Below are 24036 nucleotides of genomic sequence, written 5' to 3'. Positions count from 1 at the left end.
CAAGCGTTCCGCCCAGAGAGCGCCGCATTGCGACGCCATAGGCTCCTTGGTTTTCGTCGATAGGGAACTTGAGATGATCGAGAAGCAGGACCGCCGTTCCTTCCTCAAAGTCGCGGCCGCGACGAGCGCGCTCGGCGCCGTCGGCGCCCGGCCGGCCGAAGCCGCGGCGTCGCGCATCTCCAACGTCAAGCTCGGCGAGCCCACGCCCTTCTCCTACGAGGCGCTGAAGCAGGAAGCGCAGCGGCTTGTCAGGGAGCCCTATCGCAAGCCCAATATCCCCGCCCCGGAAATTACCTCGCAGATCGACTACGAGAAGTGGGGCCACATCACCTACAATACCGATCACGCGCTCTTCGCCGACACGAAGGAGCGATTTCCGATCGAGTTTTTCCATCTCGGCATGTTCTTCAAAAAGGCCGTGCGTATCCACGCCGTCGAAAACGGCGTGGCGCGCGAGGTGCTTTACGACACGAGCTATTTCAACATGCCCGAGGATTCCGTCGCGCGGCAACTGCCGCCGGGGGCGGGCTTCGCAGGCTTCCGAATTCAGGAATCGAAGGACGGTCCGCTCGACTGGAAGAAGAACGACTGGGTCGCCTTTCTCGGGGCCTCCTATTTCCGCGCCATCGGCGAATTGCGGCAATACGGGCTTTCGGCGCGCGGCGTCGCGCTGGACACCTGGCAGGCCGGCGCCAGCGAGGAATTCCCCGACTTTACGCATATCTATGTCGGGCCCGAGACCGAGGACGGCGTGGTGCTCCACGCGCTGCTCGAAGGCCCCTCGATCGTCGGCGCCTATAAGTTTCTCATGACGCGCGGCAAGGGCGTCGTGATGGACATCGACTGCGCGCTCTATCTGCGCGGCAAATTCACCCGCTTCGGCATTGCGCCGCTCACCTCCATGTATTGGTTCTCCGAGACTGTGAAGCCGACTGCCGTCGACTGGCGTCCGGAGGTGCACGACTCCGACGGCCTCAGCATGTGGACCGGCGCCGGCGAGCGCCTGTGGCGACCGCTCAACAACCCCTCGCGCGTCGTCGCCTCGGCCTTCGGCGACGAAAATCCGAAGGGGTTCGGCCTGATGCAGCGCGACCGCAGCTACGACCATTACCAGGACAATGTCTTCTACGACCGCCGTCCGAGCGTCTGGGTCGAGCCGAAAGGCGACTGGGGCAAGGGCGCGGTGCAACTCATCGAGATCCCGACCGACGACGAAATCCACGACAATATCGTCGCCATGTGGGTTCCCGATAAGCCTGCTGTCCCCGGTGCTGCCTTCGAATTTTCCTACCGCCTGCACTGGCTGGCCGACGAGCCCTACCCCGCCGGCCTGGCGCGCTGCGTCGCGACGCGGCTCGGCAATGGCGGTCAGCCCGGCAAGCCCCGGCCCAAAGGCGTGCGTAAATTCATGGTCGAGTTTCTGGGCGAGCCGCTCGCCAAGCTCCCTTATGGCGTGAAGCCCGAGCCCATTCTCTGGGCCTCGCGCGGGACCTTCTCTTACATCTATACCGAAGCGGTTTTCGACGGCGTGCCCGGCCACTGGCGCGCTCAATTCGACCTCACCGTCGACGGAACCGATCCGGTGGAGATGCGCCTTTTCCTGAAGAACGGCGATAAGGTGATCTCGGAGAACTGGCTGTATCAATATCACCCGTTCTGACGGGCGGAGGGGCGGAAATGACGACGCTGGGGGAGCTCGGAAAGAAATACGATGAATGGCGGCGCAAGGCTTTGCCGCAATCCGTCAATGACGCAGACTGGCGTCACGAGGAGACCCGAGCGCGCCTCATCGAGATAAAGGATTTGCTGCTCCCTCGTTTCCCGCAGAGCTCTGCGAGCGGCACGCGAGCGCTGCAGGATGAATTGCGCGCAACGCTTCGGCTACTGGAGCCACAAAAAGCGATCGGCGTCGCCAAGGCGCGCGTCGGCTCGGCTGGCGACGGCGGCTATGTCCAGCTCGACGATCTTGCCGGCGTGATCCACGCTTTTTCCTTTGGCGTCTGTGACGATGACGCCTGGGATCTCGCAATGGCGCAGGCTGGCGTTCCAGTCGAGCAATTCGACCACTCGGTCGAAAACGCGCCTTCCTCGCACCCGCTTCTGCGCTTCCACCGCAAAATGATCGCGGCCCAGCCAGGCCCGGACAGCGAGTCGCTTGCGGCGCTCGTCTCGGAATTCTCCAAGAGTGACACGCCCGACCTGTTCTTGAAAATGGACATCGAAGGGTGGGAATGGGAGGTCTTCGACGCAACTCCCGACGAGCTTCTGGTCAAGCACGCGCAGATCGTGTGCGAGTTTCACGACCTCTCGCAGCTCGCTTCGCCGCAATTCTATTTTCGCGCCAAGCGCGTCCTCGAAAAGCTCCATCGCCTCTTTGCCGTGACGCATGTGCACGCCAATAATTGCGTCCCCTATAATCTCATTGCGAATATCCCGCTTCCCGATGTTCTGGAAATCTCCTTCGCCAGCCGCGCGCGCTATCGCTTCGAGCCGAGCCAGGAGACCTTTCCGACGCCCCTGGACGCCCCCTGCTCGCCGGACAAGCCTGATTACATTCTCGGGGCTTTCCGCTTCTGAAACGAGGTCCGCTGAATCGGTTCAGTGTCATTCCCCACGCTCGCGCCGCCGCCATCATTGCGAGGAGGCGGAGCCGACAAAGCAATCCCGGGCCGCGTCGCCGCCCTGGATTGCTTCGCTTCGCTCGCAATGACGGGCGCTGAGTAAAACCAGCGCTCTTGGGCTCTGGATTCATTATATGAGACGCGATCAACCGAGACTGCGCTGATAGCAATCCTCGCGCAGCATCCTCATCAGCTCGGCAGCCGAGTCGCTCCAACTCGATGGGGGGATAACCGGCGCGTGTTTTTCCGAAGCGAGCGTTTGGCGAATCCGCTCGACGAGGCTCCCCGCGTCAAGAAGATCGAAATAACACGCAGCGTCGCCGCCGATCTCCCGAAACACGGCAATGTCGCTGGCGATCACAGGCGCGCCGAAATGCGCCGCTTCGACGAGCGGCAGGCCGAAGCCTTCGGCCATGGTCGGCAGAACCACCGCGCGGGCCTCGCGGTAGAGAAAAGCCAAATCCGCGTCGCTGGCGTTGTCGAGCCAGAAGAGCCGGCGCCCCTTCTCGCGATGCCCCCGCAACCTGTCTTCGAAAGCCGCGGCGTTCCACCCCGGGCGGCCGACGATGATGTAATTCGCCTCGAGCTCCTCCGCCCAGAGTCTTTCGAAAGCCTCCAAAGCCACCGGATAGCCTTTCCGGGTTTCCACCGTACCGACGCTGAGAAAAAACGGCGCGCGCCGCGCGAGCGCCTCGATCGACGGCGCGGGCGCTTTTTTGTCCTCTTGCTTGAAATCCGCGCCGAGGCGCCACCATCCCAGCTTCATCCCGTCCCGCGGCTTGCGCTCTAGCCCTTTCACATAGGTGGCGAAACGATCCGCGACGCTCTTCGAGATGGCGACAATGGCGTCGCAATCCAGCAGAACGCGATGCGTCCAGGCTTCGAAATTCGCGATCAGCGTGTGCGTGTAAAGCGTCGGATAAAGCAGTGGGAAGAGATCGTAGAGGCAAGCGACGATCTTTCCGCCCTGCGCCCGAAAATCCTGCAGGAGCTGCGCGTAATCGTCGAGCCGGTTCCAGCCGGCGTCGAGAAGCAGCAATATGTCGCCCTCTCGGCACTCGATCGTTTCGCCCCCCTCCCCGCAAGCCGCCACGAGCTTTCCGGCCTTCACGACGACGGGAAGCCCGAGGCCGAGCGCTGCGGCGTTGACGGAAATCTCCTTGACGACGCGCTGGATGCCGGTCGCCTTGCCGCTCGCCACGAGATCGGTCGCGTCGATGAGAATACGCGGCCCCGGCTGGAGCTGCACGGCGGCCGGAAAGATCGGCGCGCGAAATGCGCTGGACGCATTCGCCACATTATCGCGCTTCAGCAGTCTCGAGACGGTCCAGTACAATTCGCGAAGGCGCCGATAGACGGTCCGCGTATAGGGGTCCATCTCATAGGCGCGCAGAAAGCATTCTTCCTCGAAGACCTGGCGCCGAAGATAATCGTCGATACGATTCTGAGCGTCGAAATCCGTCATGCGCCAACCTTCCGAAGGATCGGCCCCGCATAAGCGCATCGGCCGCCATTTGCAATCGCGGCCCAATAGCGCAGGGTTCCGCATTCGAGTTAACGTGCTCCAGCGCCATGGCCGCGCTTGGCGCTTCCGGCTACACCGAGGTTTTTCCTAATTCTTTTAACGTCGCTGAAGGCTCCTCCGATGATGCTCGCATGGGACTGTACAGGGGCGGTCCGCCCCTCGGCATGACGCCGCGCAGTTGACGGACATGAACGGCGCGGTTCGCCGCCCCGGCCCGCGACAGCCGGAGGCGAAACCCACTCATGCCTGTCATCTACGCTGGTATGGTTGAACAGCACGATCCATCGCTTGTCTTCCTGGCCGCGTGCGTTTGCGCGCTGACCGCGTTCGCCGCCATCGCATTGCTGGCGCATGCGGCCGAGACAGGGGGAGGCAAACGCCTGTCCTGGCTGTCCGTCTGCGCCACGGCCATCGGCCTCGGCGTCTGGTCCACGCATTTCGTCGCCATGCTGGCCTATTCCCCTGGCGTCGACCATGGCTACGACGCCGCTTTGGCCTTGGCCGCGCTCCTCGGCTCGATTGCGTCGAGCTTCCTCGCGTTCCGCCTGGCGCTTTCGGTGCATTTCAGATTCGCCGCGCCTGTCGCGGGCCTGCTTTTCGGGATCGGCCTGGCGGCGACGCATTATGTCGGCGCGACGGCTTTCAGGGTCGCCGGCCGCATGTCCTGGGATGGCGCGCTCGTGGCCGCCTCTGTGATCGCCGGCGCGGCCTTCTCGGCGCTTGGCCTGAGCCGCGCCCTTCGCGCGTCCTCGATGGCGGCGCGGTCAGCGGCGGCGGTCTTCCTGGTCGCCGCGATTGGCGGTCTCCATTTCACCGGCATGGCCGCCATGTCCGTCATTCCCGATCCGACGATCGCCATTCCCCCCAACGCGATTTCGCCATCGGCGATGGCGATTGTCAGCGCCGCGTCGAGCATATTGATCGTGACGTTTTCGCTGTTCGGCCTTCTGAACGAGAACGAGCGCCGGCGCCGCCTCGCGGAAGCCGAGCGCATGCGCGGGCTCGCGAACGCCGCCGTCGAAGGGCTCCTGATCTGCTGCAACGGCGTGGTCGTCACCGCTAACGACAGTTTCCTCGCCCTTGTCGGCAGGGATCGCACATCCGTCCTCGGAGCCGATCTTTCCGCCTTCGTTCCCAAGGATAATGTTTGCGAAGCCGCCCAAGCGGCGCAGAAAACGCCGTTTGAAACCGATCTCATTTGCGAGAGGGGCGGGCCGATCCGCGTCGAGCTGCTCTGCCGCACGATCGACTTCGAGGGTAGCCCCCATATCGCCATCGCCGTCCGGGATATTCGCGCCCGGCAAAAAGCCGAAGACCGCATCCGCTTCCTCGCGCATCACGACGTCCTGACGGGCCTGCCGAACCGAAGCAGCTATTACGACACGCTCGATTCCGAGATCGCCCCGTCGATGGATTGCGAACGCCGCATCGCCGTGATGCTCATCGACCTGGATCATTTCAAGGAAGTGAACGACCTCTTCGGCCACGCCGAGGGCGACGCGATGCTCAAATCATTCGCGCGCGTCGTTTCCTCGGCGTTGGGCGGCGGCGCGACGCTCGCCCGGCTCGGCGGCGACGAATTCGCCGCGATCCTGCCCGGCATCGCCGATCGTGACGCCGCCGGCCGCGTCGCCCGGGCGATCCTCGACGCGATCAAAATGGAGAATGACAAGAACCGATCGCGCGCCGTCATGTCGGCCAGCATCGGCATCGCCCTTCATCCCGCCGATGGCGGCGACCGCGAAACGCTGCTCGCCCACGCGGATATGGCGCTCTATCAGACGAAGGCGGAAAAACGCGGCGGCTATCGCCACTTCGATCCGGTCATGGCGGCGCGCATTCGCGACCGCCGCGCCATCGAGCAGGATCTGCGCAGCGCGATCGACGGCGACGAGCTGCATCTCGTCTATCAGCCCCAGACCGACATTTCGACGAATGAAATCGTCGGCTTCGAAGCCCTGCTGCGTTGGACGCATCCTGCGCGCGGCAACATTCCGCCAACGGATTTCATCCCCATCGCGGAGGAGAGCAGGATCATGCTGCGCCTCGACGAATGGGTGCTGGCCGCCGCCTGCCGCGAAGCCGCCAAATGGCGCAACCCGCTGTCGATCTCCGTCAATATCTCGGCCGCCAGCCTGCGCAACCGTCATTTCCCGGCGATCCTGCGCAACATCCTCACGGCGTCCGGGCTCGATCCCGCCCGCCTCGAATTGGAGGTCACGGAAACGACCCTGATCGTCGATTTCGAGCGGGCGCTCGAAACCATGCTGAGCGTCAAAGCCATGGGCGTCAGAATTGCGATGGATGATTTCGGCACCGGCTATTCGTCGCTGACGTATCTGCGCGCATTTCCCTTCGACAGATTGAAGATCGACCGCACCTTCATCGGCTCGGTCACGAACTGCGATCAGTCGGCCACTATCGTCCGCGCCGTGCTCGGTCTCGGGCGCAGCCTCGGCCTGCCCGTTGTCGCCGAGGGCGTCGAAACGCAGGAGGAGCTTCGCTTCCTCGCGGGCGAACACTGCGACAAAGCGCAAGGCTATCTGATCGGAAGACCGGCTCTCATCGAGGCTTTCGTCAATATCGTCGACCGCGCGCCCAAGGAGACGGACAAGGCGGCCGCTTAAGTAGGCGTCGAGGCCCAAGTGTTTTGCGCAAATGCAAAAAACCCTCGTGCTGAGGAGACTGCGTAATACGAAATCCGCACGATTGGTTCGGCGCCATTCCCGACGCTCGCGCCGTTTGGACACACAGAGACTCACCGCCGTGATTGCGAGGAGGCGGAGCCGACGAAGCAATCCAGGGCCGCATCGCCGCCCTGGATTCGTCGCTTCGCTCGCAATGACGGGCGCTGGGTAAAACCAGCGTATTTGTGGCTCTGGATTCCCGCTCGGGCTTTCAGCCCACCGGGAATGACGCGCTCCCGATGCGAGCTGTTCAAACTGAAATGGCATTACAGCCGTCTCGAAGCGCGAAGGGCGTCAACGCCACTTCAGAACCAGCCGTCAGCGCCCCTGCGCTTTGCCCCGAAGCATTTTTTCGAAAGCGTCGAAAATCTTCTCCATCTGGGGCCGCTTATAGGGAAAGACCACTTCGGAATCGAGCGTATGGATGACCATCGCCGTCCCCGCTTCGAAGATCAGCAGCTTGCCGTCGCGCGTCTCGGAACAATCCAGAAGCAGGTAATCCAACCCCGTCCGGCGGTGCGCCTCCGCCAGGGCGACGGCGTGCCGTTGCGCAAATTCCGCGTCGAAGCCCGCCATGAAATGCGCTTCTTCCGCACGGTTCGCTTCGCTGTCGAACATGTCCGCGTTGAGATAATGGACCATCCAATTTTTCGAGATCGCCATATGAACGGCGTAAGGGACGCCCTCGATCATCACGATCCGATATTTGCGGAACAAGCCGTCGCCGCTGCGGTAATCCACAAAGGGCGCGACATAGAACTGCGAGGCGGATTGCTCGTCGAGGAACGCCAGTATCGCTTCCGCGCTCTCGATCTTGCGCAGACCGTCGCCCGCATGGGAGCCCACCGGCCGTGCGATCATCGGATAATGGACCGGCGCCTCCCCCTTCGCCATGGCGACGAGACGCTCGCGATCGACGCGCGCATTGGCCGGAAAGGATACGCCGGGCGCGTCGTGGAGAAGGCTCCACGCGCCGTCGCGCGTCAGTCGCACGATCAGGCTCGGTTGATTGACGAGCTTGTGCGCCGACGCCCGCATCGCCCCGTCGATCTTCTCCAGGATGGTCTGATTGGCGTCCATCTCCGCCACGGCGACAAAAATGACGTCATGCTCGGGTAGCGCGGATGGGAAGTCGTCGTCGGGGCTCAAATAAAGCGTTTCGAGGGCTACCTCGCGGCCTTCGACGAGAAACTCGATCGGCGTATTCGACATGAAGTCGCCCGGCGCCGCCAGGGCGAGCACGCGTAGCGGATCGATTGCCTTCGGCGCCAATGGCGGCTGAAATCGCCGACTTCGCTGTAGCGCCGCGGCCTGAAAGCGGTTCGCAGACTCGAAATTGCCGCTCAGCCTCTCGATGATCGATAAATCGAGCAAGGCGCCCGCGTCGCTTCGCGCCGTCTTCTGCAGGAGTTCCGTCTTGAGCGGCTCGAGATCGCGCCCATTGGCGACCATTCGCGCAATCGTCGCCAGTCCCAGGATCGGCGCAGCACATTCGGGTTCACTTTCGAGCCCACCGACAAGCCTGGTCACGACGCTTCCCTTCTCGCTGCGTTTTCGCTCCAGACCATCTGCGCTCGCGCTGTCTTCAGGCTGGCGAGGGCTCCGCCGAGCCCTCGCCGCCGTTTCATGCGCCCGCGAGATGCGATGCTTCCGGTTGCGCGGCCGAAGCCGCACGCGCATGCTTTGCGGCGAGCGCCAGATAGACCGCCGGCAGCACGAACAAGGTGAACAGCGTGCCGAGCGATAGTCCGGACGCGATCACGAGCCCGATATTGTAGCGAGAGGCGGCGCCCGCGCCGCTCGCCGTAATGAGCGGCAGAACGCCGAGCACCATCGCCGCCGTCGTCATCAGAATGGGTCGCAGGCGGATGGAGGCCGCCTCTATGATCGCCTCCCGCCGCCCCATGCCGGAAGCCTGCAGCTCATTGGCGAACTCCACGATCAATATGCCGTGCTTGCTGATCAGGCCCATCAGCGTCACCAAGCCCACCTGCGTGTAGATATTGATGCTGGCGCCCCCGAAACCCAGCATGATGAAGACGAGCGCCCCGGCGATCGACATCGGGACCGAGACGAGAATAATCAACGGATCGCGGAAGCTTTCGAACTGCGCGGCGAGGGCGAGGAAGATGATGATGAGCGCAAATCCGAAAGTTGTCGCAAAGCCGCCCGACTCCTGAACAAACTGACGCGACGGCCCGGCGTAGTCGACGATATAGCCGGGCGGCAAGACGCGATCGGCGATCTCCTTCAACGTATCGAGCGCTTCGCCGGCGATGACGCCCGGCGCGGCGACCCCCGAGATGGTGACGGCGTTCGCCTGCTGAAAGTGGTTGAGAGACTCGGGCTCGGTCGTCGAGCGCAGCTTGGCGACAGTCGACAGAGGCACCGACGACCCGTCGCCGGTCTTGATGTAATAATTCAAGACCTGATCGGCGTTGAGCCGGAAGCGTTGGGCGACCTGCGGCACAACTTTATAGGAACGGCCGGCGAGATCGAAATATTGAGTATAACCGCCGCTCAGCGCCATGGTCAGTGCGCCGCCGACATCGTTCATTCTGAGGCCGAGCTGCGCCGCCTTCTCCCGATCGATGACGAGCTTTTCCTGCGGCTGGTCGATCTTGAGGTCCGTGTCGAGAAACATGAACTTGCCGGTCGCCATCGCCTGTGACAGCAGATCGCGCGCCACGCCGTCCATCTTGTCGAAGGTGTCCGGGCTCTGAATGATAAATTGGATCGGCAGGCCCATCGCTCCCGGCAAGGGCGGCTCCTGGAAGGCGACGATGCGCGATCCCGGAATCTCAGCAAGCTCGCCCTGGATGATGCGCTGGAGCTCGCCTGCGACGGTGTCGCGCTTGTCGGCCGGCCTCAGCACCATGCCCGAAAGATTCATCGCAGCCGAATTGATCTGGAAGACGCTGGCCGTCTCCGGATGTTTCGCCAGAACCTTGTAGAGCTGATCGCCATAGAACAGCTTTTGCTTCAGAGTCGCATTCGGCGCCGAGGTCGATTGCGCGAGAATAAGCCCCTTGTCCTCTTCCGGCGCAAGCTCGCTTTTGGAGTTCGCGTAAAGCCAATAGGTGCTCAGCAGCACCAGCGCGCCGAAGGTCAGCGTCACCGGCATATGCCGCAGCGAGGCGTCGAGGAGATGGATATAACGCTCGCGCAGGCGGTCCATCGTCTGGTCGATCGCCGCCACGATCCGCGCTTCCAGGGTTCCAGGCTGGGGAACCCTGAGGATCGCCGAGCAACTCACCGGCGAGAGCGTCAAAGCGATGATCGCGGAGACGGCGACCGCGCCGGCGAGCGTGAAGGCGAATTCGACGAAAAGGGCCCCCGTGAGACCGCTCTGGAATCCAATCGGGACATAGACCGCGATGAGCACGATCGTCATGGCGATGATCGGACCGGTCAGCTCACGCGCGGATTGCAGCGCGGCGTTGAATGGCGTCATGCCATCAGCCAAATGGCGGTTGACGTTCTCGACGACGATGATCGCGTCGTCGACCACGAGCCCGATCGCCAGCACCAGCGCCAGCAGAGTCAAAAGATTGATCGAGAAGCCGAAGGCGAGCAGGATCGTGAAGGCGCCGACCAGCGAGAGTGGAATCGCCACGATCGGAATCAGCACCGACCGCCACGAGCCAAGAAACAGAAAAACCACGCCGGTCACGATCAGGACCGCCTCGACAAGCGTGTGGACGACTTCGTCGATGGAGCTGTTCACGAAGTCGGTCGAGTCATAGACGATCTCGCTCGTGAGCCCCGCAGGCAGCGCCTTCTCGATCCCCGGATAGATGTCCTTTACGCCTTTGATGACATCGAGAAGATTGGCCGTCGGCGCGATTTGGATGCCGATGTAGATGGCCTGTTTTCCATTGAAGGACACGGAGGAGTCATAGTCATCCGATCCGAGAGTCACATTGGCGACGTCCCTCAGCTTCACATTCGCGCCATTGACCTGCTTGACGACGAGATTGCGAAACTCCTCGAGCGAATGCAGCGACGTCGACGCCGCCAAATTCACCTGCACCATTTCGCCCTTGGTCAAGCCGAGACCGGCGATATAGTCATTGCCGGAAATCGCGGCGGAGATTTCCGTCGCAGTAAGCCCGTAGGCGGCGAGCTTTTCGGGGTCGAGCCAGGCCCGGAGCGCGAAGGTCTTGGCGCCGATGAGCTCGGCGGTCTGCACCCCGGTCACGGACTGCAGCCGCGGCTGCACGACGCGGATCAGATAATCGGTGACTTGGCTCGGCGAGAGGATGTCGCTGCGAAAGCCGATATACATGGCGTCGGTCGACTGCCCGATCTTCACTGTGATGACGGGGCGCTGAACATTGGCCGGCAATTGATTGAGCACCGAGTCGACCTTGGTGCTGATCTGCGTCAGCGCCTTGCCGGAGTCGAAGTTCAACCGCAGACAGGCGGTGATGGTGCTCGTGCCGATCTGGCTCGTCGACGTCATATAGTCGATGCCGTCAGCCTGCGCGATGACGTTCTCCAGCGGCGTGGTGACGAAGCCCGCGACCGTCGCGGGATCGGCGCCGAAATATTGCGTGGAGATGGTGACGACGGCGTTTTGCGTGCGCGGATATTCCAGCACTGGCAAAACGCTCAGCGATCGCAGACCGAGCACCAGAATGAGCAGGCTCACCACTGTCGCGAGGACGGGGCGGCGAACGAAAATGTCGGTAAAGGACACGGGTTGTTCTCCCCCTTAGCCCGCTTTCCGCTCGCATGGGTTCATGCGAGCGATGAGAAAGCGCGCTGATGCAAAAAGCTGGAGCGCATTCTTTTCGCAAAAGTCTGTCCACTTTTGCGAAATGCGCTCTAGCGGTCGATGGGCTTCGGATCGGGATTGACGGGCGGCTGGGGCGTATTGCTGATCTTGAGCGGCACGTCGTTGCGCAGCTTCATTTGACCGGCGGTGACGACGACCTCGCCGGCTTTGAGACCCTCGACCACCGCAATCTCGTCGCCGCGCGTGGCGCCAAGCTGCACGAAGCTCTGCCGCGCGACGAGGCCGCCGCTCTCGCCATTCCCCGCCTCCCCTGCGGAAGCGTTCTTCTGCGCAAGAAAGACCGAGGCGCCATAGGGGGCATGAACGATCGCCGTCTGCGGGACGGTGACAAGCTGCTCGGGCTTGCCGACGGCGATCGAAACAGAGGCGAACATGCCCGGCCTCAGCTTGCGATCGGGATTGGGAAAGGTGGCGCGTATCTGGACGTTTCGGCTGCCCTGATCGACCTTCGAGTTGATGGCCGTGATTTTTCCGGCGAATGTCTGGCCAGAATGGGCGTCGACCGAGGCTGTCACGCCCTGCCCGACGTCGAGGCCGTTCAGATTCTGCTGCGGCAGCACGAAGTCCAGATAAAGCGCGTCGATCGCTTGCAGGGTGACGACCGTCGCGCCTGCGCTCAGATATTGCCCGATGTCGACCGAGCGGATGCCGAGCCGTCCCGCGAAGGGCGCGCGCAAAGTCTTCTGCGCGATCACGGCTTCCTGCTGCGCCACCTCGGCTTTGGCGCTCCTCAAATTGGCAAGGTCGGAGTCGACCGTCGCCTGGCTGACAGCCTTGAGCTTCAATTGCGCCTGGTCGCGGCGCAGATTGATCTCGTTGAGCTCCGCCGTCGCTTTGAGCGATTCGAGCCGCGCATTGTCGGTGTCTTTGCGCAGCTCCAGAAGAATCTGGCCGGCGGCGACGTCCTCGCCTGACTTGAACATTATTTTCTCGACGACGCCGGAGGCTTCGAGCGCGAGGTCGGCGCCGCTGACGGCTCTGAAGGTGCCGATCGCCGCGAGCGTCGGCCGCCATTCCTCCAGCTTCGCGGTCGTGACCGAAACGGTTTGCGGCGGATTGGCCATCGAGGCGAGAAACCGCCCGATCATGATCGACCGAAAAGCGTTGAAGCCGTATAGGCCGGCGAAGACGAGGCCGACGCTCGCCAGCATGATGAGCATGGGCTTCAGCGACGATCCGAAACGGTCTTTTGCGATTGTCCGAGCGCTAGTGAGCATTGGTTGACTCCTCCGCCTGCGCGCGCAACGCGGCGGCTATCGGCGACATGGAAATGGGATCGGTGGGCTTGGCGCGAGCGGCGGGCGTTTCGTCGTTTCGATTCCACCAGCCGCCGCCCAAGGCTTGCAGCAGCGCCACCGTGTCGGAGAAACGCGCCGCCTGGGCCTTCACGCGGTTGAGGCGGGCGTTGAGCAGGCTCTGCTCGGAATTGATGACGGTCGGATAGGTCGTCGAACCGGCGCGATATTGGACCTGCGCAATCTGGAAGCTTTCGGCGGCCGCCTTCTCGGCCGCAACCTGCGCCCGCAGCGTCGCCGCGTCATGCTTGATGGCCTGCAGCGCGTCGGCGACATTCTGGAAGGCGGTAAGAACCGTCCCCTGATACTGCGCCGTCGCCTGCTCGAAAGCGGCGACCCTCGCCTCGCGCTTATGGAACAAACCCCCGCCGTCGAAGAGCTGGCCGGAAACGGAAGCGCCGAGACTATAGGCCATGGTTTGCGGCGTGAAGAGCTGCGCCGCCGTCAGCGCCTGACTGCCGCCGGAAGCGGAGAGCGTGAGCTGGGGCAACATATTCGCGGTCGCAACGCCGATATTGGCGCTGGCCTGATGAAGCTGACTCTCGGCGGCGAGAATGTCCGGGCGCTGCCGCACCAGCTTCGAGGGGAGGCTGAGCGGCAAATCCTTGGGCAAATGCAAATTTTCGAGGTCGATCGCCTCGCCTTTATCCTCATTGGGGAAGCGACCGAGATAGGCCATCAACTGATTGCGCGTTTGCGCCCGCGCCTTCTGCAAGGGCGGCAATGTCGCCTCTGCCTGCGCCAACAATGTGCGCTCGGAAGTGACGTCGGCGAGACTGACGGCGCCGAGATCGAACCGCTTCTGGAGAATATCGAGCTGGGCGCGATAATCAGAGACGAGACCCTCGGTGACCTTGATCTGCTTGGCATAGGACGCGTCGGAGATGGCGGCCGAGATCACATTGGCCGTCAAAGCGAGATAGGTGGCCTCCAGTTGGTAACGCTGATATTCGGCCGCGGCCGCATCGCCCTCGACCGTGCGGATTGTCTTGCCGAAAACGTCCGGCGTGAAGGAGACGGCGACATTGGAGTTGAACAGCGTATAGAGCGTCGAGAAGGAAGAGCTCGAGCCCGACGAACCATATTGCGCCGGAGAAAGCTGCTGGCGGGTAACGCCGCTGGTCCCTGTCGCGGAGGGCAAAAAGGACGCCGCATCGGCCTCCAGCGTCTCGCGCGCCTGACGCAGCGCGGCCTCGGCCGACGCGATATTGGGGTGATTCTGGACCGCCTCCTCGACGAGCGCCGAGATCTGCTTGGAGCGGAACAGCTTCCACCATTCGCCCGGCACGTCGCGGCCCAGTTCGAACCGTTGCCCGGCGCCCCCTGGCGTCTGCGAATCTGTAACGCTTTTCGATAGTTTTCGGGCGTATCCGGCGCCCTCGGGCGCGGCTGGCTCAACGAAATCAGGCCCGACCGCGCATCCGCCGAAAGTGGCCGCCACAGCGCAGGCGACGAAAGGAACGGCGCGCCTGATCGCCGGAGCCCTCCCCGGCGGCGACTCGTCGCGGTCCAGCTCTCGTCGGCCACGACGGGCACGCAGCCGAGAGGCCACTGAAAAATAAATAGTTGCGTGCGCCATTGAACCTACTCAAGATTAAACTGAACCGTTTAGTTTGTGAGAATATGCTGCTGACCGGCGGCCAAGTCAATGCTAAACTGAACGGTGCAGTTTAGGAAAAATTCCCGTAAGCAGGAGTGAGAAAATGAAATTTGATCGCACTCATCCTGTTGAACAGGATAAAGAAAAGGCCGGCGCGCGCCCCGGGAAGGGCGAAGGTCGCCGCGAGACGGAGGGGAACGTCGCCGATGGCGAACAAGCGACATTTAGGCTCGGATCTTTCGGCATGAACGCATCGACGCCAGATCCAATGCATGCGCCCGAGCATTGCTCGAGCCCTAAAGAGGCGCAGATCGTGAATGCGGCGCGTAATGCGTTTCTCCAGCAGGGCTTCTCGGAAACCAGCATGGAGGCGATCGCGCGCGCCGCAAATGTGTCGAAGGCGACGCTCTACGCCTATTTCCCCAGTAAAGAGGCTCTATTCAGCTATCTGATCGGGCACGAATGCGAAGCGAAACGCATCCTCTTCACAGCGCCGTCCTTCGAAGACGGCATCGAGGGGGCGCTACGCACCATGGGCATGAAATTTGTGATCCATTTTCTCATCAAGGACGAGACGGCCTTTTTCCAGGCTGTGTCCAGCGAACGCGCGCGTTTTCCCGAACTGTGCCGTCTCTATTTCAACACTGGGCGAGAGAGGGCTGTGGATTTCGTCGCCGCTTTTCTCGAAGAAGCCAAGGCGACGGGCGCGCTGGCCTTCGACGACGCCCATGTCGCGGCAAACCAATTTCTCAATCTCGTATTGTGCGATCTGCCGATGCGCGTCGCCCTGGGCCTCGACCTCCCCAACGAAGCGGAAGCGCAGAAAGTGATGGAGGCAGGCGTTTCGACCTTTTTGAAGGCCTTTCAGCAAAGGTCGCAAACATAGAGCCCCTGAAACGCTTTGCGGCGCGCGGCGCGCTTTCATTGAAATCCGCTCAGTTTTTTTACCAAGGGATATGCGCCTCTGCGCCCCGCTACCAGCGAGAACAGATCGAAGTGATAAATTTGCGCCGGCGCCGATCGTATGGAACCGCGCATGGGGTCCGTTAAGAGTGTTGAGCGCGCAGCATGTCATACGAAATCCGCTCGATTTGTTCGGCGCTATCCCCGACCTCGCGCCGTTTGGACACATAGGAAATCACCGCCGTCATTGCGAGGAGCGAAGCGACGAAGCAATCCAGAGCCGCACCGCCGCCCTGGATTGCTTCGCTTCGCTCGCAATGACGGGCTCTGGGCAAAACCAGCGCTTTCGTGGCTCTAGGTTGCAAGGCGAGCGGCAACAGCCCGATTTGCTCCGCAACCTCAGCTATTTGATAATCGAGCCGATTTAGCGCGACAATAGGCCCTCTTTCATCGCGACGACCGATCGTGGAGACCAACGATGACAAAAGCGCCCCTGCTCGCCATCTACGCCCTGGCTGCGGCCTTTCTTCTTTATTGGCATTGGCGGCATGTCCTCGACGCCTTACCGTTCCTCGTGGTGCTGGCCTGCCCGCTCATGCATCTCTTCATGCATCACAACCATGGAAGCCACCACAAGAGGCGGCCAAATGATGACGTCTAATTGAGCGACGAGCCCCTTTGTCAGGAAGGCATGGCGATGACTCCCCAACATCCTGTCGATCATTCCGGGCATGGAAATCATCACGGACATCAGGGGCGCCAACATCCGCCGGGCGTCGAGGGGCCCAGCCGCGAGCGCCTAGAGCCGCCCGCCGCTGCCGAAGCGGGCGTCATCTACACCTGCCCGATGCACCCGCAAATTCGCCAGGTTGGTCCCGGCAATTGCCCGATCTGCGGGATGACGCTCGAGCCTCTTGTTACGACGGCCGATGACGTCCCGAGCGCCGAGCTTACCGATATGACGCGGCGGTTCTGGATTGGACTCGTCCTCACCGTCCCGGTGGTCGCCCTCGAAATGGGCGGCCATTTCTCAAATCTCCATCACTACCTCGCGCCACAAATTTCGACCTGGGCCCAATTCGTCCTCGCCACGCCCGTTGTCCTCTGGGCCGGTTGGCCGTTCTTCCTGCGGGGCGCGAGATCGCTCGTCACGCGCAGTCTCAACATGTTCACCCTGATCGCCATGGGCACGGGCGTCGCCTGGGTTTACAGCGTCGTCGCCACTTTTGCGCCGTCGCTATTCCCGCCCGCCTTTCGGAAGCCGGACGGTTCGGCGCCGATCTATTTCGAGGCGGCGGCCGTCATCACAGTTCTGGTGTTGCTCGGCCAAGTCCTCGAATTGCGCGCCCGCGAGCAGACCGGGGGCGCCATCCGCGCGCTGCTCAACCTCGCGCCCGTTACGGCGAAGCGGATCAAGGAGGATGGATCCGATGAGGAGATCACGCTGGACCAGGTTCACGTCGGCGACAGGTTGCGCGTGCGCCCCGGCGAGAAGGCGCCGGTCGACGGCGCGCTGCTCGAAGGCCGCAGCTCGGTCGACGAATCCATGGTCACTGGCGAGTCCATGCCGGTGACGAAGAGCGTCGGCGACAAGGTTATCGGCGGGACGCTCAACCGGACGGGGAGCTTCATCATGCGGGCCGAGCGGGTCGGCGCCGATACGATGCTGTCGCGCATCGTCGACATGGTCGCCGCCGCCCAGCGGAGCCGCGCCCCCATTCAGCGGCTCGCGGATCAGATTTCCGGCTGGTTCGTGCCGCTTGTGATCCTCATCGCAATTCTCGCTTTCGCCGCCTGGGCGGTTTGGGGGCCCGAACCGCGAATGAGCTATGGCCTCGTCGCCGCCGTCTCGGTGTTGATCATCGCCTGCCCCTGCGCGCTTGGCCTCGCAACGCCGATGTCGGTGATGGTCGGCGTCGGACGCGGCGCGCAATATGGCGTGCTCATCAAAAACGCCGAGGCTTTGGAGCGTTTCGAGAAGATCGATACGCTTGTCGTCGACAAGACCGGCACGCTGACCGAAGGAAAGCCCAAGGTCACGGCCATTCGCCCCGCCGCCGGCGTGAGCGAGAACGCGCTCTTGACCGTCGCGGCGAGCCTCGAACGGGCGAGTGAGCATCCGCTGGCGCAGGCCATCGTGGAAGCCGCCCTCTCGCGCGGCCTGCCGCTGAGCGAGGCCACTGAGTTCAATTCGCCGGTCGGTAAAGGCGTCACCGGTCGCATCGGGGCGCAATTCGTCATCATCGGCAACCGGCGCTTCCTCGCCGAGCTCGGCGTGGATACGAGCGCGCTCGATCGTGACGCCGAGCGTCTGCGCGAGGACGGGGCCACGGCGATTTTTGTGGCGATCGACGGCCAGACGTCAGGCATCCTCGCCATTGCCGACCCCATCAAGGAAACGACGCCCGAGGCGGTGAAGGCGCTCTATCGCCAGGGCGTCTCGGTCGTGATGCTCACCAGCGACAATTGGACGTCGGCGCGGGCTGTCGCCAAGCGGCTCGGAATCAAGGACGTCGAGGCGGAAATTCTCCCCGAGGATAAAAGCAAGGTGGTCGCCCGCCTGCGTCAGGCCGGTCGCGTCGTCGCCATGGCGGGCGATGGGGTGAACGATGCGCCCGCCCTTGCTGCGGCGGATGTCGGCATCGCCATGGGAACCGGGACCGACGTGACCATCGAGAGCGCCGGCGTGACCCTGCTCAAAGGCGACCTGGGCGGGATCGTGCGCGGCCGCCGGCTGTCGCGCGCCACCATGCGGAATATCCGCCAGAACCTCTTCTTCGCCTTCATTTACAACGCGGCCGGCGTGCCGCTGGCAGCCGGCGCGCTTTATCCTGCATTTGGCTTGCTGCTCTCGCCGACAATCGCCGCCGCCGCCATGGCGCTGTCGTCGGTCAGCGTCGTCGCCAATTCGCTGCGCCTGCGCCAGACGCAGATCGAACCTCAGCGCCTATTGGAAATGCCGCCTTTCCCGGGAAGCGCGTGAAGCGATCGTTCGAAGTCTTTAACCAATCCCGCTCAGCCGTCTTGTACGATGGCGGCAGGGCGAGCAGGCGGCGACAAAAACAGCAGAAAGCGCTCCACCCCGAAGCCAGCGACCATGGCGGCGAAGAACACGATCGCCTTTGGGTCGAGTAAGCCAAGATTGAACACGGCCGGCCCCGGGCAAACGCCCGCAAGCCCCCATCCGACCCCGAAAACACCCGCCCCGGCGAGGAGCGCGGGATCGATTTTTCGAGAGGATGGCCGGCTGATTGCGCATCCCAGATAGGACTGCCGGCGTTTTGCCGCCAGCCGGAAAGCCGGCAGCGCGATCAAGATCGCTCCGCCCATGACGAAAGCCAAGGATGGATCCCAAAGACCAGCAAGGTCCAGGAAGCCGAGCACTTTTCCAGGGTCCGTCATGCCGGCCAAATAGAGCCCGCAACCGAAGATCAGACCAAGCGCAAAGGTGATCGCAAGGCGCATCGTTTCCCTTTCAGTTGAAAACATGGCGGATGAGGAACACCGTGGCCATGGCGGAAGCCATGAACATTATCGTGGCCGCCAGCGAGCGCAGAGACAGTCTGGACAATCCGCAGACGCCATGGCCGCTCGTGCAGCCGGCGCCGAGACGCGATCCAAAACCCACGAGAAGCCCGGCGGCTGCGATTGTTCCGTAACCCGCATCAAAGTCTGGGGGCGTCGGCGCCTTGGCGAGGCCGATCATGAGCGGCGCCGCAACGAGGCCGAACAGGAAAGCGACGCGCCAGTCCCAGTCTCCACGCCTGGGCTGAACAAGCCCCCCGAGCACGCCGCTGATCCCTGCGACCCGCCCGATCAAAAGAATCGTCAGCCCCGCGGAAAGACCAATCATCGCGCCGCCCGCAAACCCGATTGCCGGTGAAAAATGCGCCCAGTCAATTTGCATCCGTCTGTCTAACCTCTGAAGGACCGACCGTGAGCGTCAGTGTGCGGGTGTTGCCCAAATGTTACATACATCGCGCTTTTAGTCTATAATATTTATAGACCAAATCACGAATGAAAGGCTGTTGAGATGAAACGGTTCGGCTGGCCTCTGCTATTTGCCCTCACGGCGGCAACCATGACGCCACACGAGGTCGGCGCGACGGAAGGCTATTTCCTCGAAGGTTATGGGACGCGCGAAAAGGGCGTCGGCGGCGCGGGCGCAGCCGACTCCCGCGATCCGCTCGCCCTATCCATCAATCCGGCGGGGCTCGTGGATGTCGGGCATCAATATACCCTCGGCCTCACCGCTTTTTCGCCCGATCGCGGTTATCGGACCTCAGGGCCAGGCTTCGTCGCGCCTGGGCATGTGCAGAGCGGACGCGGCCTCTTCCCGATCCCGAACGGCGGCTACAGCAGACCCATCGACGAAAAATCCGCGTGGGGCGTCGCCGTCTATGGCAATGGCGGCATGAACACCACCTACTCCGCGAATTACGCAAGCCTCTTCTATGGAAGTCCGATGTGCCGGCAGACGGGCGTCTATTGCGGCCGCAACGCCGGAGTCGATTTGAACCAGGCGTTCCTCACCGCCGGCTACGCGCAGCGTTTTGGCAATCTCTCAATTGGTTTTGCGCCGGTTCTCGCGGTACAAATATTCAAGGCGCGAGGGCTGGCGGTATTTGGGCCGTTCTCCTCGGCTCCAAACGAACTCAGCGACCATAGTTATAATTGGTCTGTCGGCGCGGGCGTCCGCGCCGGGCTGCAATATCGGCTGACCGATAAGCTGCGCATCGGCGTCGCAGGTTCCTCGCCGATCTGGATGTCGCCTTTCGAAAACTACAAGGGTTTATTTGCAAACGAGGGCGACTTCGACATTCCGGCGAATGTGACGGCTGGCGTCGCCTATGACGCCCTGCCGACGCTTACCTTGCTCGCCGACTGGAAGCATATTTTCTATTCGCAGGTTCCGTCGGTTGGAAATTGGTCGACGTTGCAAGCGCCGATGGGCGTGATGAACGGGCCCGGCTTCGGTTGGAGCGACATCGACGTCGTCAAAGTCGGGGCGGAGTATCGCGGCTTTGAAAAACTCGCGCTTCGCGTCGGCTACAGCTACAACAACAGCCCGATCAACTCGCGAGACGTCACGCTGAATATTCTCGCGCCGGCTGTCACCAAGCATCACATCAGCGGCGGCCTCAGCTATTACGTGACGCCGTCGTCGTCGATCGATCTAGCGGCGGTGGTGTCGCCCCAGGGGACGGCTTCGGGAATTGAGCGAACGCCGCTGGGGCCCAATCCGCTGCGGACGATCAATATCTATCTTTCCACATTCGAAATAACGGCCGGCTGGACGCAGCGTTTCGACGTGGCTCCAGCGCCCGTCGCTGCTAAAATTTAGGACTCAGTCGGGCGGCGTTTTGCCGTCCTCAATTCCCAGTATTGAGAGCTTGCCAGCTCGGCTGGCAGGCTCTCTCGAAAGCGCGTTAGCGGCAGTTCCAGACCCAGCCCTGAACTGCGTCCCAATCCCAACAGACGTTGTGAACATGGCGGCCCGTTTGCTGGCTCCAATCGCGGTGCCCATGCCGCCAGTGGCCGCCGATGTGCTGCATCGCACTATGTTCTCGATGCTCTTCACTCTGCGCCATCGCCGGAGCGGTGAAGGCGAATAGGGACGCTATGATAAAGAATATGAACTTGCGCATTTCATCCCCCTTCAATCCGAGCGTTGCTGCTCGCGGGAATAATGGGGGCTTGCGAACCAGCCTTCAACCATGAGTATTGACGCACCAAAAAACTTGGGCGCCGCCGGGTTTATTGCACACGTTGAATCTGGTCGATCACATAGCCCTGTGAGGATTTGGAGAGAGTAAAGGTAACCTTCGCGCCGGGCGCAAGCCCTTCGAGCCTCACCCCGGGCGCGACTTTGAACGCCATGGTCATTGGCGGCCATTTTAGCGCGGGGATCGCATCATGCGTAATCCGAAGCTGACGCTCCTCCTCGTTCACCGCCTCGACGACCCCTTGTCCGGTCGCCTTCTCTACCGCCTCCGCGATTTGCGTGCGGCCCGGGCTCTGCGCCGCGACCGATGAGACGCCGGCAAGCGCCAGCCCCAAGGCGGCCGCCAGTTTGAGAACTTGTCGCAACGCTGTTTCCATCACCGTCTCCCTTGGCTAAACGGATGGGCCAGTTCTTTCCAAAGCCGGTAGTTTGCGTTTTGTTCCGGCCCGGCGTTCTCGAAAGAACGCATGGCGCGACAAGGGCCGCGAGGCGAAGCTTATGCGTCACCAACGAACGAAGCGCTATCAAATCTATGATTGATTGAACGGCGCCAGACGCGGTTTATATCGGCCGATAACTCGCGAGCCTCACCGCAATCGTCGCGATTGACTCGCCTTCCAGTTTTTCCTACCATTATTGTAGGCTTTAGATTCAGCGGCTCGGTTTTGGCGCCGAGTCCAACCCGCCTCCCACGATCGTGAGGGGTGCGATCAGCCGAGACTTGGAAGGCGACGAGGAGGCCACGTTCTCTCGCCACCATCTGCTCCATACCGAGGGTTCACCATGCCTGAGAAATGGGAATACCAGTTGCGCTTCAAGCTATCGCCGGAGTTGGCGGAAGTCGCTCGCGGGGACGTTAATGACGGACGGTTCAAGCCGATCGCCGAAGTATTGGCGCGGCACAACGCCTCTGCGATCAGCCAGTTCGACGCCTTCGCGAATTATGTCGCCCAAGCCGAAAAGCATGGCGTCGATGAATATCCGCTTTACCAATGGACCAAGGCGACGATCGAAAATCCCGAAAAGAAAGCTAAGCACTCCACGGCTTTCGCTGTCTATGTCGGCGGCGATGAAGTCTATGACGAGGCTCGGGCCAATGCGCTCGAACGAGATTTGCGCCCCTTAGTCGAGTCGGGCCTTCTTCTCGCATTAACGAAGCACGACACCAACCCAGCGAACAATCCGCAGCCGCCGGCGCATTTGATATGAGTGCAACGCGCACGCGGCTGTAGCATCGGGGTTATATCGACTTCGTTTTCCCCTTGCGCCAAGAACCTCGCTTTTACGTTTCGACGGATCGCATGTTGTCTCATGCTCGATCCGATAAGAGCCTATACCCTTTCAATTTAGGAGAACACTCATGACAAGCGCTGCTGCGGTTATTCCCGAAAACAGTCGACGCGTTGGGGATTGGCTCGTCGGTCTTGCTCTTCTTCTCTTGGTCGTTGGCTTTGCGCCGACTTTCTATCTGAAACCCGTTTTCGAGGCTGGGAAGCCGCTGACGCTACTCGTAATCGCTCACGGTGCGGCGACGACGGCCTGGATCGCCGTTTTCGCTTTTCAATATTACACGGCAGGCGCCGGATCACGGGAAAGACACAAGACCGTTGGCGTCATCGGCGCAGTCCTTTTCGGACTGGTCGTCGCATTGTCGCTCGTCACTGCAGTGGCTCGTGTCTCTTCTGCGGACCCGAAAATATCGGGGCTCGCGCCTTTGACCGGTCTCGCTTATCCTTTTTGGGTGCTCGTAGAGGTCACGTTTTTTGGTGTCGGGGCTCTCGTCTCGATCCGCCGTCCGGATTGGCATCGTCACTTTCAACTGGCCAGTTTCTTTTCCTTCATCGCGCCCGCGACCGCGCGCGCGTTGCGTTTCGTCATTCCTGCTGGGCCCGGAGTGACCTATGGTTCGTTGCTGATTTCCATCCTGCTCTATGCCGGCGCCAGCGGTCTCAAAGATGTTCGTTCAGGCAGAGTATCGCGCGCGGCTCTGGTCGCCCTCGGCGTTCAGTTCTTGACGCTTCTTCTGCTTTTCTTCAGCTTGGATGCGGCGCCCCTATGGCTTGAATTCGCTTCCGCCCTCACGGGATACCCGCTGTAGCGCGCCTAGGACAGGAGTCCAGGCGTCGCCGCCAACGCCAATTCCGAATGTTGATCAGGCCGAGCGAAGCCGGCAAGAAACAAGAAGGACGCGCCAGACTTCCGCGCTTCTTGCGTCGCTAATCCGCACAAAGCGCAGAGTCACTCCGACGCGAGCGGCGTAAAGACTCGAGGTTCAGCCGCCGCCGATCGCCGCCATAAGCAATAACGCCGCCAGAGGCCGCCCCGTCCGATTGCTTGACGCTGGGCGGCGAAGGCGTCCGACTGCGTTGTCACCTCACCGCACCCTCCTGATAGCGCTTGGCGGGACGCTGAGCGTCTCGCCCCCGCGTCGGCGGCGGAACTGCCGCAGGCCGATGACCAGCCGCCAATAGATCACTGTATAGGGCGCCGCTGCAGCGATCCAGAAAACGCCGTCGAGGACGCGGTGATGATCCTCTGGGGCCGTAGACCGCGGTGCGCGCCCCGCTTCGGTCACGAAGGGCTCAAGTGCCCCCCTCATCACTCATCAATGGCCGAATAGACGCCGACCTCCCTTAGAGGGAAACATTGAACCACCGATGCCTCCATCGAAAACATCATTGGGATACCGAACGCGGTCAAAAGCATGTTTTCGGACGTCGCAGTGACCAGCGCTCAGTACCGAGAGTGCAGCGTCGACTGCGAGCTTACGTCGGGTAGGAGATTCGAGATGGAGCAGGAGACCCCTGTTTGAATGCCGGGCTATTGTCTATTTTTAAAGTAGGATTCAACATGCATGACCTCGTCAGCGCAGCCGCGGA

General features: G+C 62.0%; 19 protein-coding genes. 9 read left to right on the top strand and 10 right to left on the bottom strand.

Annotated features, from left to right (window positions below; translation table 11 throughout):
• Positions 1–73 precede the first annotated feature (73 nt).
• Together QNA11_RS01305 and QNA11_RS01300 are read left to right on the top strand one after the other, a co-directional pair.
• The gene (locus QNA11_RS01305) at positions 74–1660 is read left to right on the top strand and encodes an OpgD/OpgG family glucan biosynthesis protein (protein ID WP_283481654.1); all 1587 of its coding nucleotides are present in this window, start codon (positions 74–76) and stop codon (positions 1658–1660) included.
• Positions 1661–1677: 17 nt separating this feature from the next.
• Positions 1678–2577: an FkbM family methyltransferase gene (locus QNA11_RS01300; protein ID WP_283481653.1), complete on the top strand. Its 900-nt coding sequence runs from the start codon at positions 1678–1680 to the stop codon at positions 2575–2577.
• 189 nt (positions 2578–2766) lie between these two features.
• Here QNA11_RS01300 and QNA11_RS01295 read toward each other — a convergent pair whose 3' ends face one another.
• On the bottom strand, positions 2767–4086 hold the full coding sequence (locus QNA11_RS01295) for a glycosyltransferase family 4 protein (RefSeq protein WP_283481652.1): 1320 nt from the start codon (positions 4084–4086) through the stop codon (positions 2767–2769).
• 302 nt (positions 4087–4388) lie between these two features.
• On the opposite strand from QNA11_RS01295, the gene QNA11_RS01290 reads away from it, so the two are divergent.
• On the top strand, positions 4389–6773 hold the full coding sequence (locus QNA11_RS01290) for a bifunctional diguanylate cyclase/phosphodiesterase (RefSeq protein WP_283481651.1): 2385 nt from the start codon (positions 4389–4391) through the stop codon (positions 6771–6773).
• Between the two features lie 378 nt (positions 6774–7151).
• Here the strand turns inward: QNA11_RS01290 and QNA11_RS01285 are convergent, their stop codons facing one another.
• From QNA11_RS01285 to QNA11_RS01270, 4 genes are all read right to left on the bottom strand, one after another.
• Positions 7152–8363 carry an ATP-grasp domain-containing protein gene (locus tag QNA11_RS01285; RefSeq protein WP_283481650.1) on the bottom strand — a complete coding sequence of 404 codons (1212 nt, stop codon included), beginning with the start codon at positions 8361–8363 and terminating at the stop codon, positions 7152–7154.
• 94 nt (positions 8364–8457) lie between these two features.
• Positions 8458–11535 carry an efflux RND transporter permease subunit gene (locus QNA11_RS01280; protein WP_283481649.1) on the bottom strand — a complete coding sequence of 1026 codons (3078 nt, stop codon included), beginning with the start codon at positions 11533–11535 and terminating at the stop codon, positions 8458–8460.
• Between the two features lie 128 nt (positions 11536–11663).
• Positions 11664–12851, bottom strand: coding sequence for an efflux RND transporter periplasmic adaptor subunit (locus QNA11_RS01275; RefSeq protein ID WP_283481648.1), 1188 nt, complete (start codon positions 12849–12851; stop codon positions 11664–11666).
• On the bottom strand, positions 12841–14508 hold the full coding sequence (locus QNA11_RS01270) for an efflux transporter outer membrane subunit (protein ID WP_283481647.1): 1668 nt from the start codon (positions 14506–14508) through the stop codon (positions 12841–12843). The genes QNA11_RS01275 and QNA11_RS01270 overlap by 11 nt, the downstream gene beginning before the upstream one ends.
• A gap of 265 nt (positions 14509–14773) precedes the next feature.
• On the opposite strand from QNA11_RS01270, the gene QNA11_RS01265 reads away from it, so the two are divergent.
• Positions 14774–15415 (top strand): TetR/AcrR family transcriptional regulator, encoded by a 642-nt coding sequence (locus QNA11_RS01265; RefSeq protein ID WP_202072545.1) that lies wholly within the window; start codon positions 14774–14776, stop codon positions 15413–15415.
• Positions 15416–15575: 160 nt separating this feature from the next.
• On the opposite strand, the gene QNA11_RS01260 is transcribed toward QNA11_RS01265, so the two are convergent.
• Positions 15576–15908 (bottom strand): hypothetical protein, encoded by a 333-nt coding sequence (locus tag QNA11_RS01260; protein ID WP_283481646.1) that lies wholly within the window; start codon positions 15906–15908, stop codon positions 15576–15578.
• Between the two features lie 2 nt (positions 15909–15910).
• On the opposite strand from QNA11_RS01260, the gene QNA11_RS01255 reads away from it, so the two are divergent.
• Positions 15911–16093, top strand: coding sequence for a DUF2933 domain-containing protein (locus QNA11_RS01255; protein ID WP_202072543.1), 183 nt, complete (start codon positions 15911–15913; stop codon positions 16091–16093).
• Between the two features lie 36 nt (positions 16094–16129).
• Positions 16130–18415: a copper-transporting P-type ATPase gene (locus QNA11_RS01250; RefSeq protein WP_283481645.1), complete on the top strand. Its 2286-nt coding sequence runs from the start codon at positions 16130–16132 to the stop codon at positions 18413–18415.
• 32 nt (positions 18416–18447) lie between these two features.
• Here the strand turns inward: QNA11_RS01250 and QNA11_RS01245 are convergent, their stop codons facing one another.
• Together QNA11_RS01245 and QNA11_RS01240 are read right to left on the bottom strand one after the other, a co-directional pair.
• Positions 18448–18897, bottom strand: coding sequence for a DUF6691 family protein (locus tag QNA11_RS01245; protein ID WP_349362176.1), 450 nt, complete (start codon positions 18895–18897; stop codon positions 18448–18450).
• Positions 18898–18907: 10 nt separating this feature from the next.
• Positions 18908–19339 carry a YeeE/YedE family protein gene (locus QNA11_RS01240; protein ID WP_283481643.1) on the bottom strand — a complete coding sequence of 144 codons (432 nt, stop codon included), beginning with the start codon at positions 19337–19339 and terminating at the stop codon, positions 18908–18910.
• 174 nt (positions 19340–19513) lie between these two features.
• On the opposite strand from QNA11_RS01240, the gene QNA11_RS01235 reads away from it, so the two are divergent.
• Positions 19514–20776: an OmpP1/FadL family transporter gene (locus tag QNA11_RS01235; RefSeq protein ID WP_283481642.1), complete on the top strand. Its 1263-nt coding sequence runs from the start codon at positions 19514–19516 to the stop codon at positions 20774–20776.
• An 85-nt stretch (positions 20777–20861) separates the two neighbouring features.
• On the opposite strand, the gene QNA11_RS01230 is transcribed toward QNA11_RS01235, so the two are convergent.
• Positions 20862–21080, bottom strand: coding sequence for a hypothetical protein (locus QNA11_RS01230; RefSeq protein ID WP_283481641.1), 219 nt, complete (start codon positions 21078–21080; stop codon positions 20862–20864).
• Between the two features lie 109 nt (positions 21081–21189).
• Positions 21190–21534, bottom strand: coding sequence for a copper-binding protein (locus QNA11_RS01225; RefSeq protein WP_283481640.1), 345 nt, complete (start codon positions 21532–21534; stop codon positions 21190–21192).
• 406 nt (positions 21535–21940) lie between these two features.
• Between QNA11_RS01225 and QNA11_RS01220 the strand changes: the two genes are divergently transcribed.
• Both QNA11_RS01220 and QNA11_RS01215 read left to right on the top strand, forming a co-directional pair.
• The gene (locus QNA11_RS01220; protein WP_283481639.1) at positions 21941–22366 is read left to right on the top strand and encodes a hypothetical protein; all 426 of its coding nucleotides are present in this window, start codon (positions 21941–21943) and stop codon (positions 22364–22366) included.
• A 505-nt stretch (positions 22367–22871) separates the two neighbouring features.
• On the top strand, positions 22872–23255 hold the full coding sequence (locus tag QNA11_RS01215; protein ID WP_283481638.1) for a hypothetical protein: 384 nt from the start codon (positions 22872–22874) through the stop codon (positions 23253–23255).
• Positions 23256–24036 lie beyond the last annotated feature (781 nt).

Origin of the sequence: Methylocystis sp. JR02, from assembly GCF_030063565.1 — a bacterium.
Classification (GTDB): Bacteria; Pseudomonadota; Alphaproteobacteria; order Rhizobiales; family Beijerinckiaceae; genus Methylocystis; species Methylocystis iwaonis.
The sequence above is the reverse complement of the archived record's forward strand: the minus strand, read 5'-3'. Positions and strand labels throughout refer to the sequence as shown.

Bases quoted from the DNA above. Each gene is read 5' to 3' on its own strand.
- QNA11_RS01230 (WP_283481641.1), bottom strand. From the start codon at position 21,080: ATGCGCAAGTTCATATTCTTTATCATAGCGTCCCTATTCGCCTTCACC.
- QNA11_RS01225 (WP_283481640.1), bottom strand. From the start codon at position 21,534: ATGGAAACAGCGTTGCGACAAGTTCTCAAACTGGCGGCCGCCTTGGGG.
- QNA11_RS01305 (WP_283481654.1), top strand. From the start codon at position 74: ATGATCGAGAAGCAGGACCGCCGTTCCTTCCTCAAAGTCGCGGCCGCG.
- QNA11_RS01240 (WP_283481643.1), bottom strand. From the start codon at position 19,339: ATGCAAATTGACTGGGCGCATTTTTCACCGGCAATCGGGTTTGCGGGC.
- QNA11_RS01265 (WP_202072545.1), top strand. From the start codon at position 14,774: ATGAACGCATCGACGCCAGATCCAATGCATGCGCCCGAGCATTGCTCG.
- QNA11_RS01235 (WP_283481642.1), top strand. From the start codon at position 19,514: ATGACGCCACACGAGGTCGGCGCGACGGAAGGCTATTTCCTCGAAGGT.
- QNA11_RS01290 (WP_283481651.1), top strand. From the start codon at position 4,389: ATGCCTGTCATCTACGCTGGTATGGTTGAACAGCACGATCCATCGCTT.
- QNA11_RS01300 (WP_283481653.1), top strand. From the start codon at position 1,678: ATGACGACGCTGGGGGAGCTCGGAAAGAAATACGATGAATGGCGGCGC.
- QNA11_RS01250 (WP_283481645.1), top strand. From the start codon at position 16,130: ATGACTCCCCAACATCCTGTCGATCATTCCGGGCATGGAAATCATCAC.
- QNA11_RS01255 (WP_202072543.1), top strand. From the start codon at position 15,911: ATGACAAAAGCGCCCCTGCTCGCCATCTACGCCCTGGCTGCGGCCTTT.
- QNA11_RS01220 (WP_283481639.1), top strand. From the start codon at position 21,941: ATGCCTGAGAAATGGGAATACCAGTTGCGCTTCAAGCTATCGCCGGAG.
- QNA11_RS01270 (WP_283481647.1), bottom strand. From the start codon at position 14,508: ATGGCGCACGCAACTATTTATTTTTCAGTGGCCTCTCGGCTGCGTGCC.
- QNA11_RS01245 (WP_349362176.1), bottom strand. From the start codon at position 18,897: ATGCGCCTTGCGATCACCTTTGCGCTTGGTCTGATCTTCGGTTGCGGG.
- QNA11_RS01295 (WP_283481652.1), bottom strand. From the start codon at position 4,086: ATGACGGATTTCGACGCTCAGAATCGTATCGACGATTATCTTCGGCGC.
- QNA11_RS01275 (WP_283481648.1), bottom strand. From the start codon at position 12,851: ATGCTCACTAGCGCTCGGACAATCGCAAAAGACCGTTTCGGATCGTCG.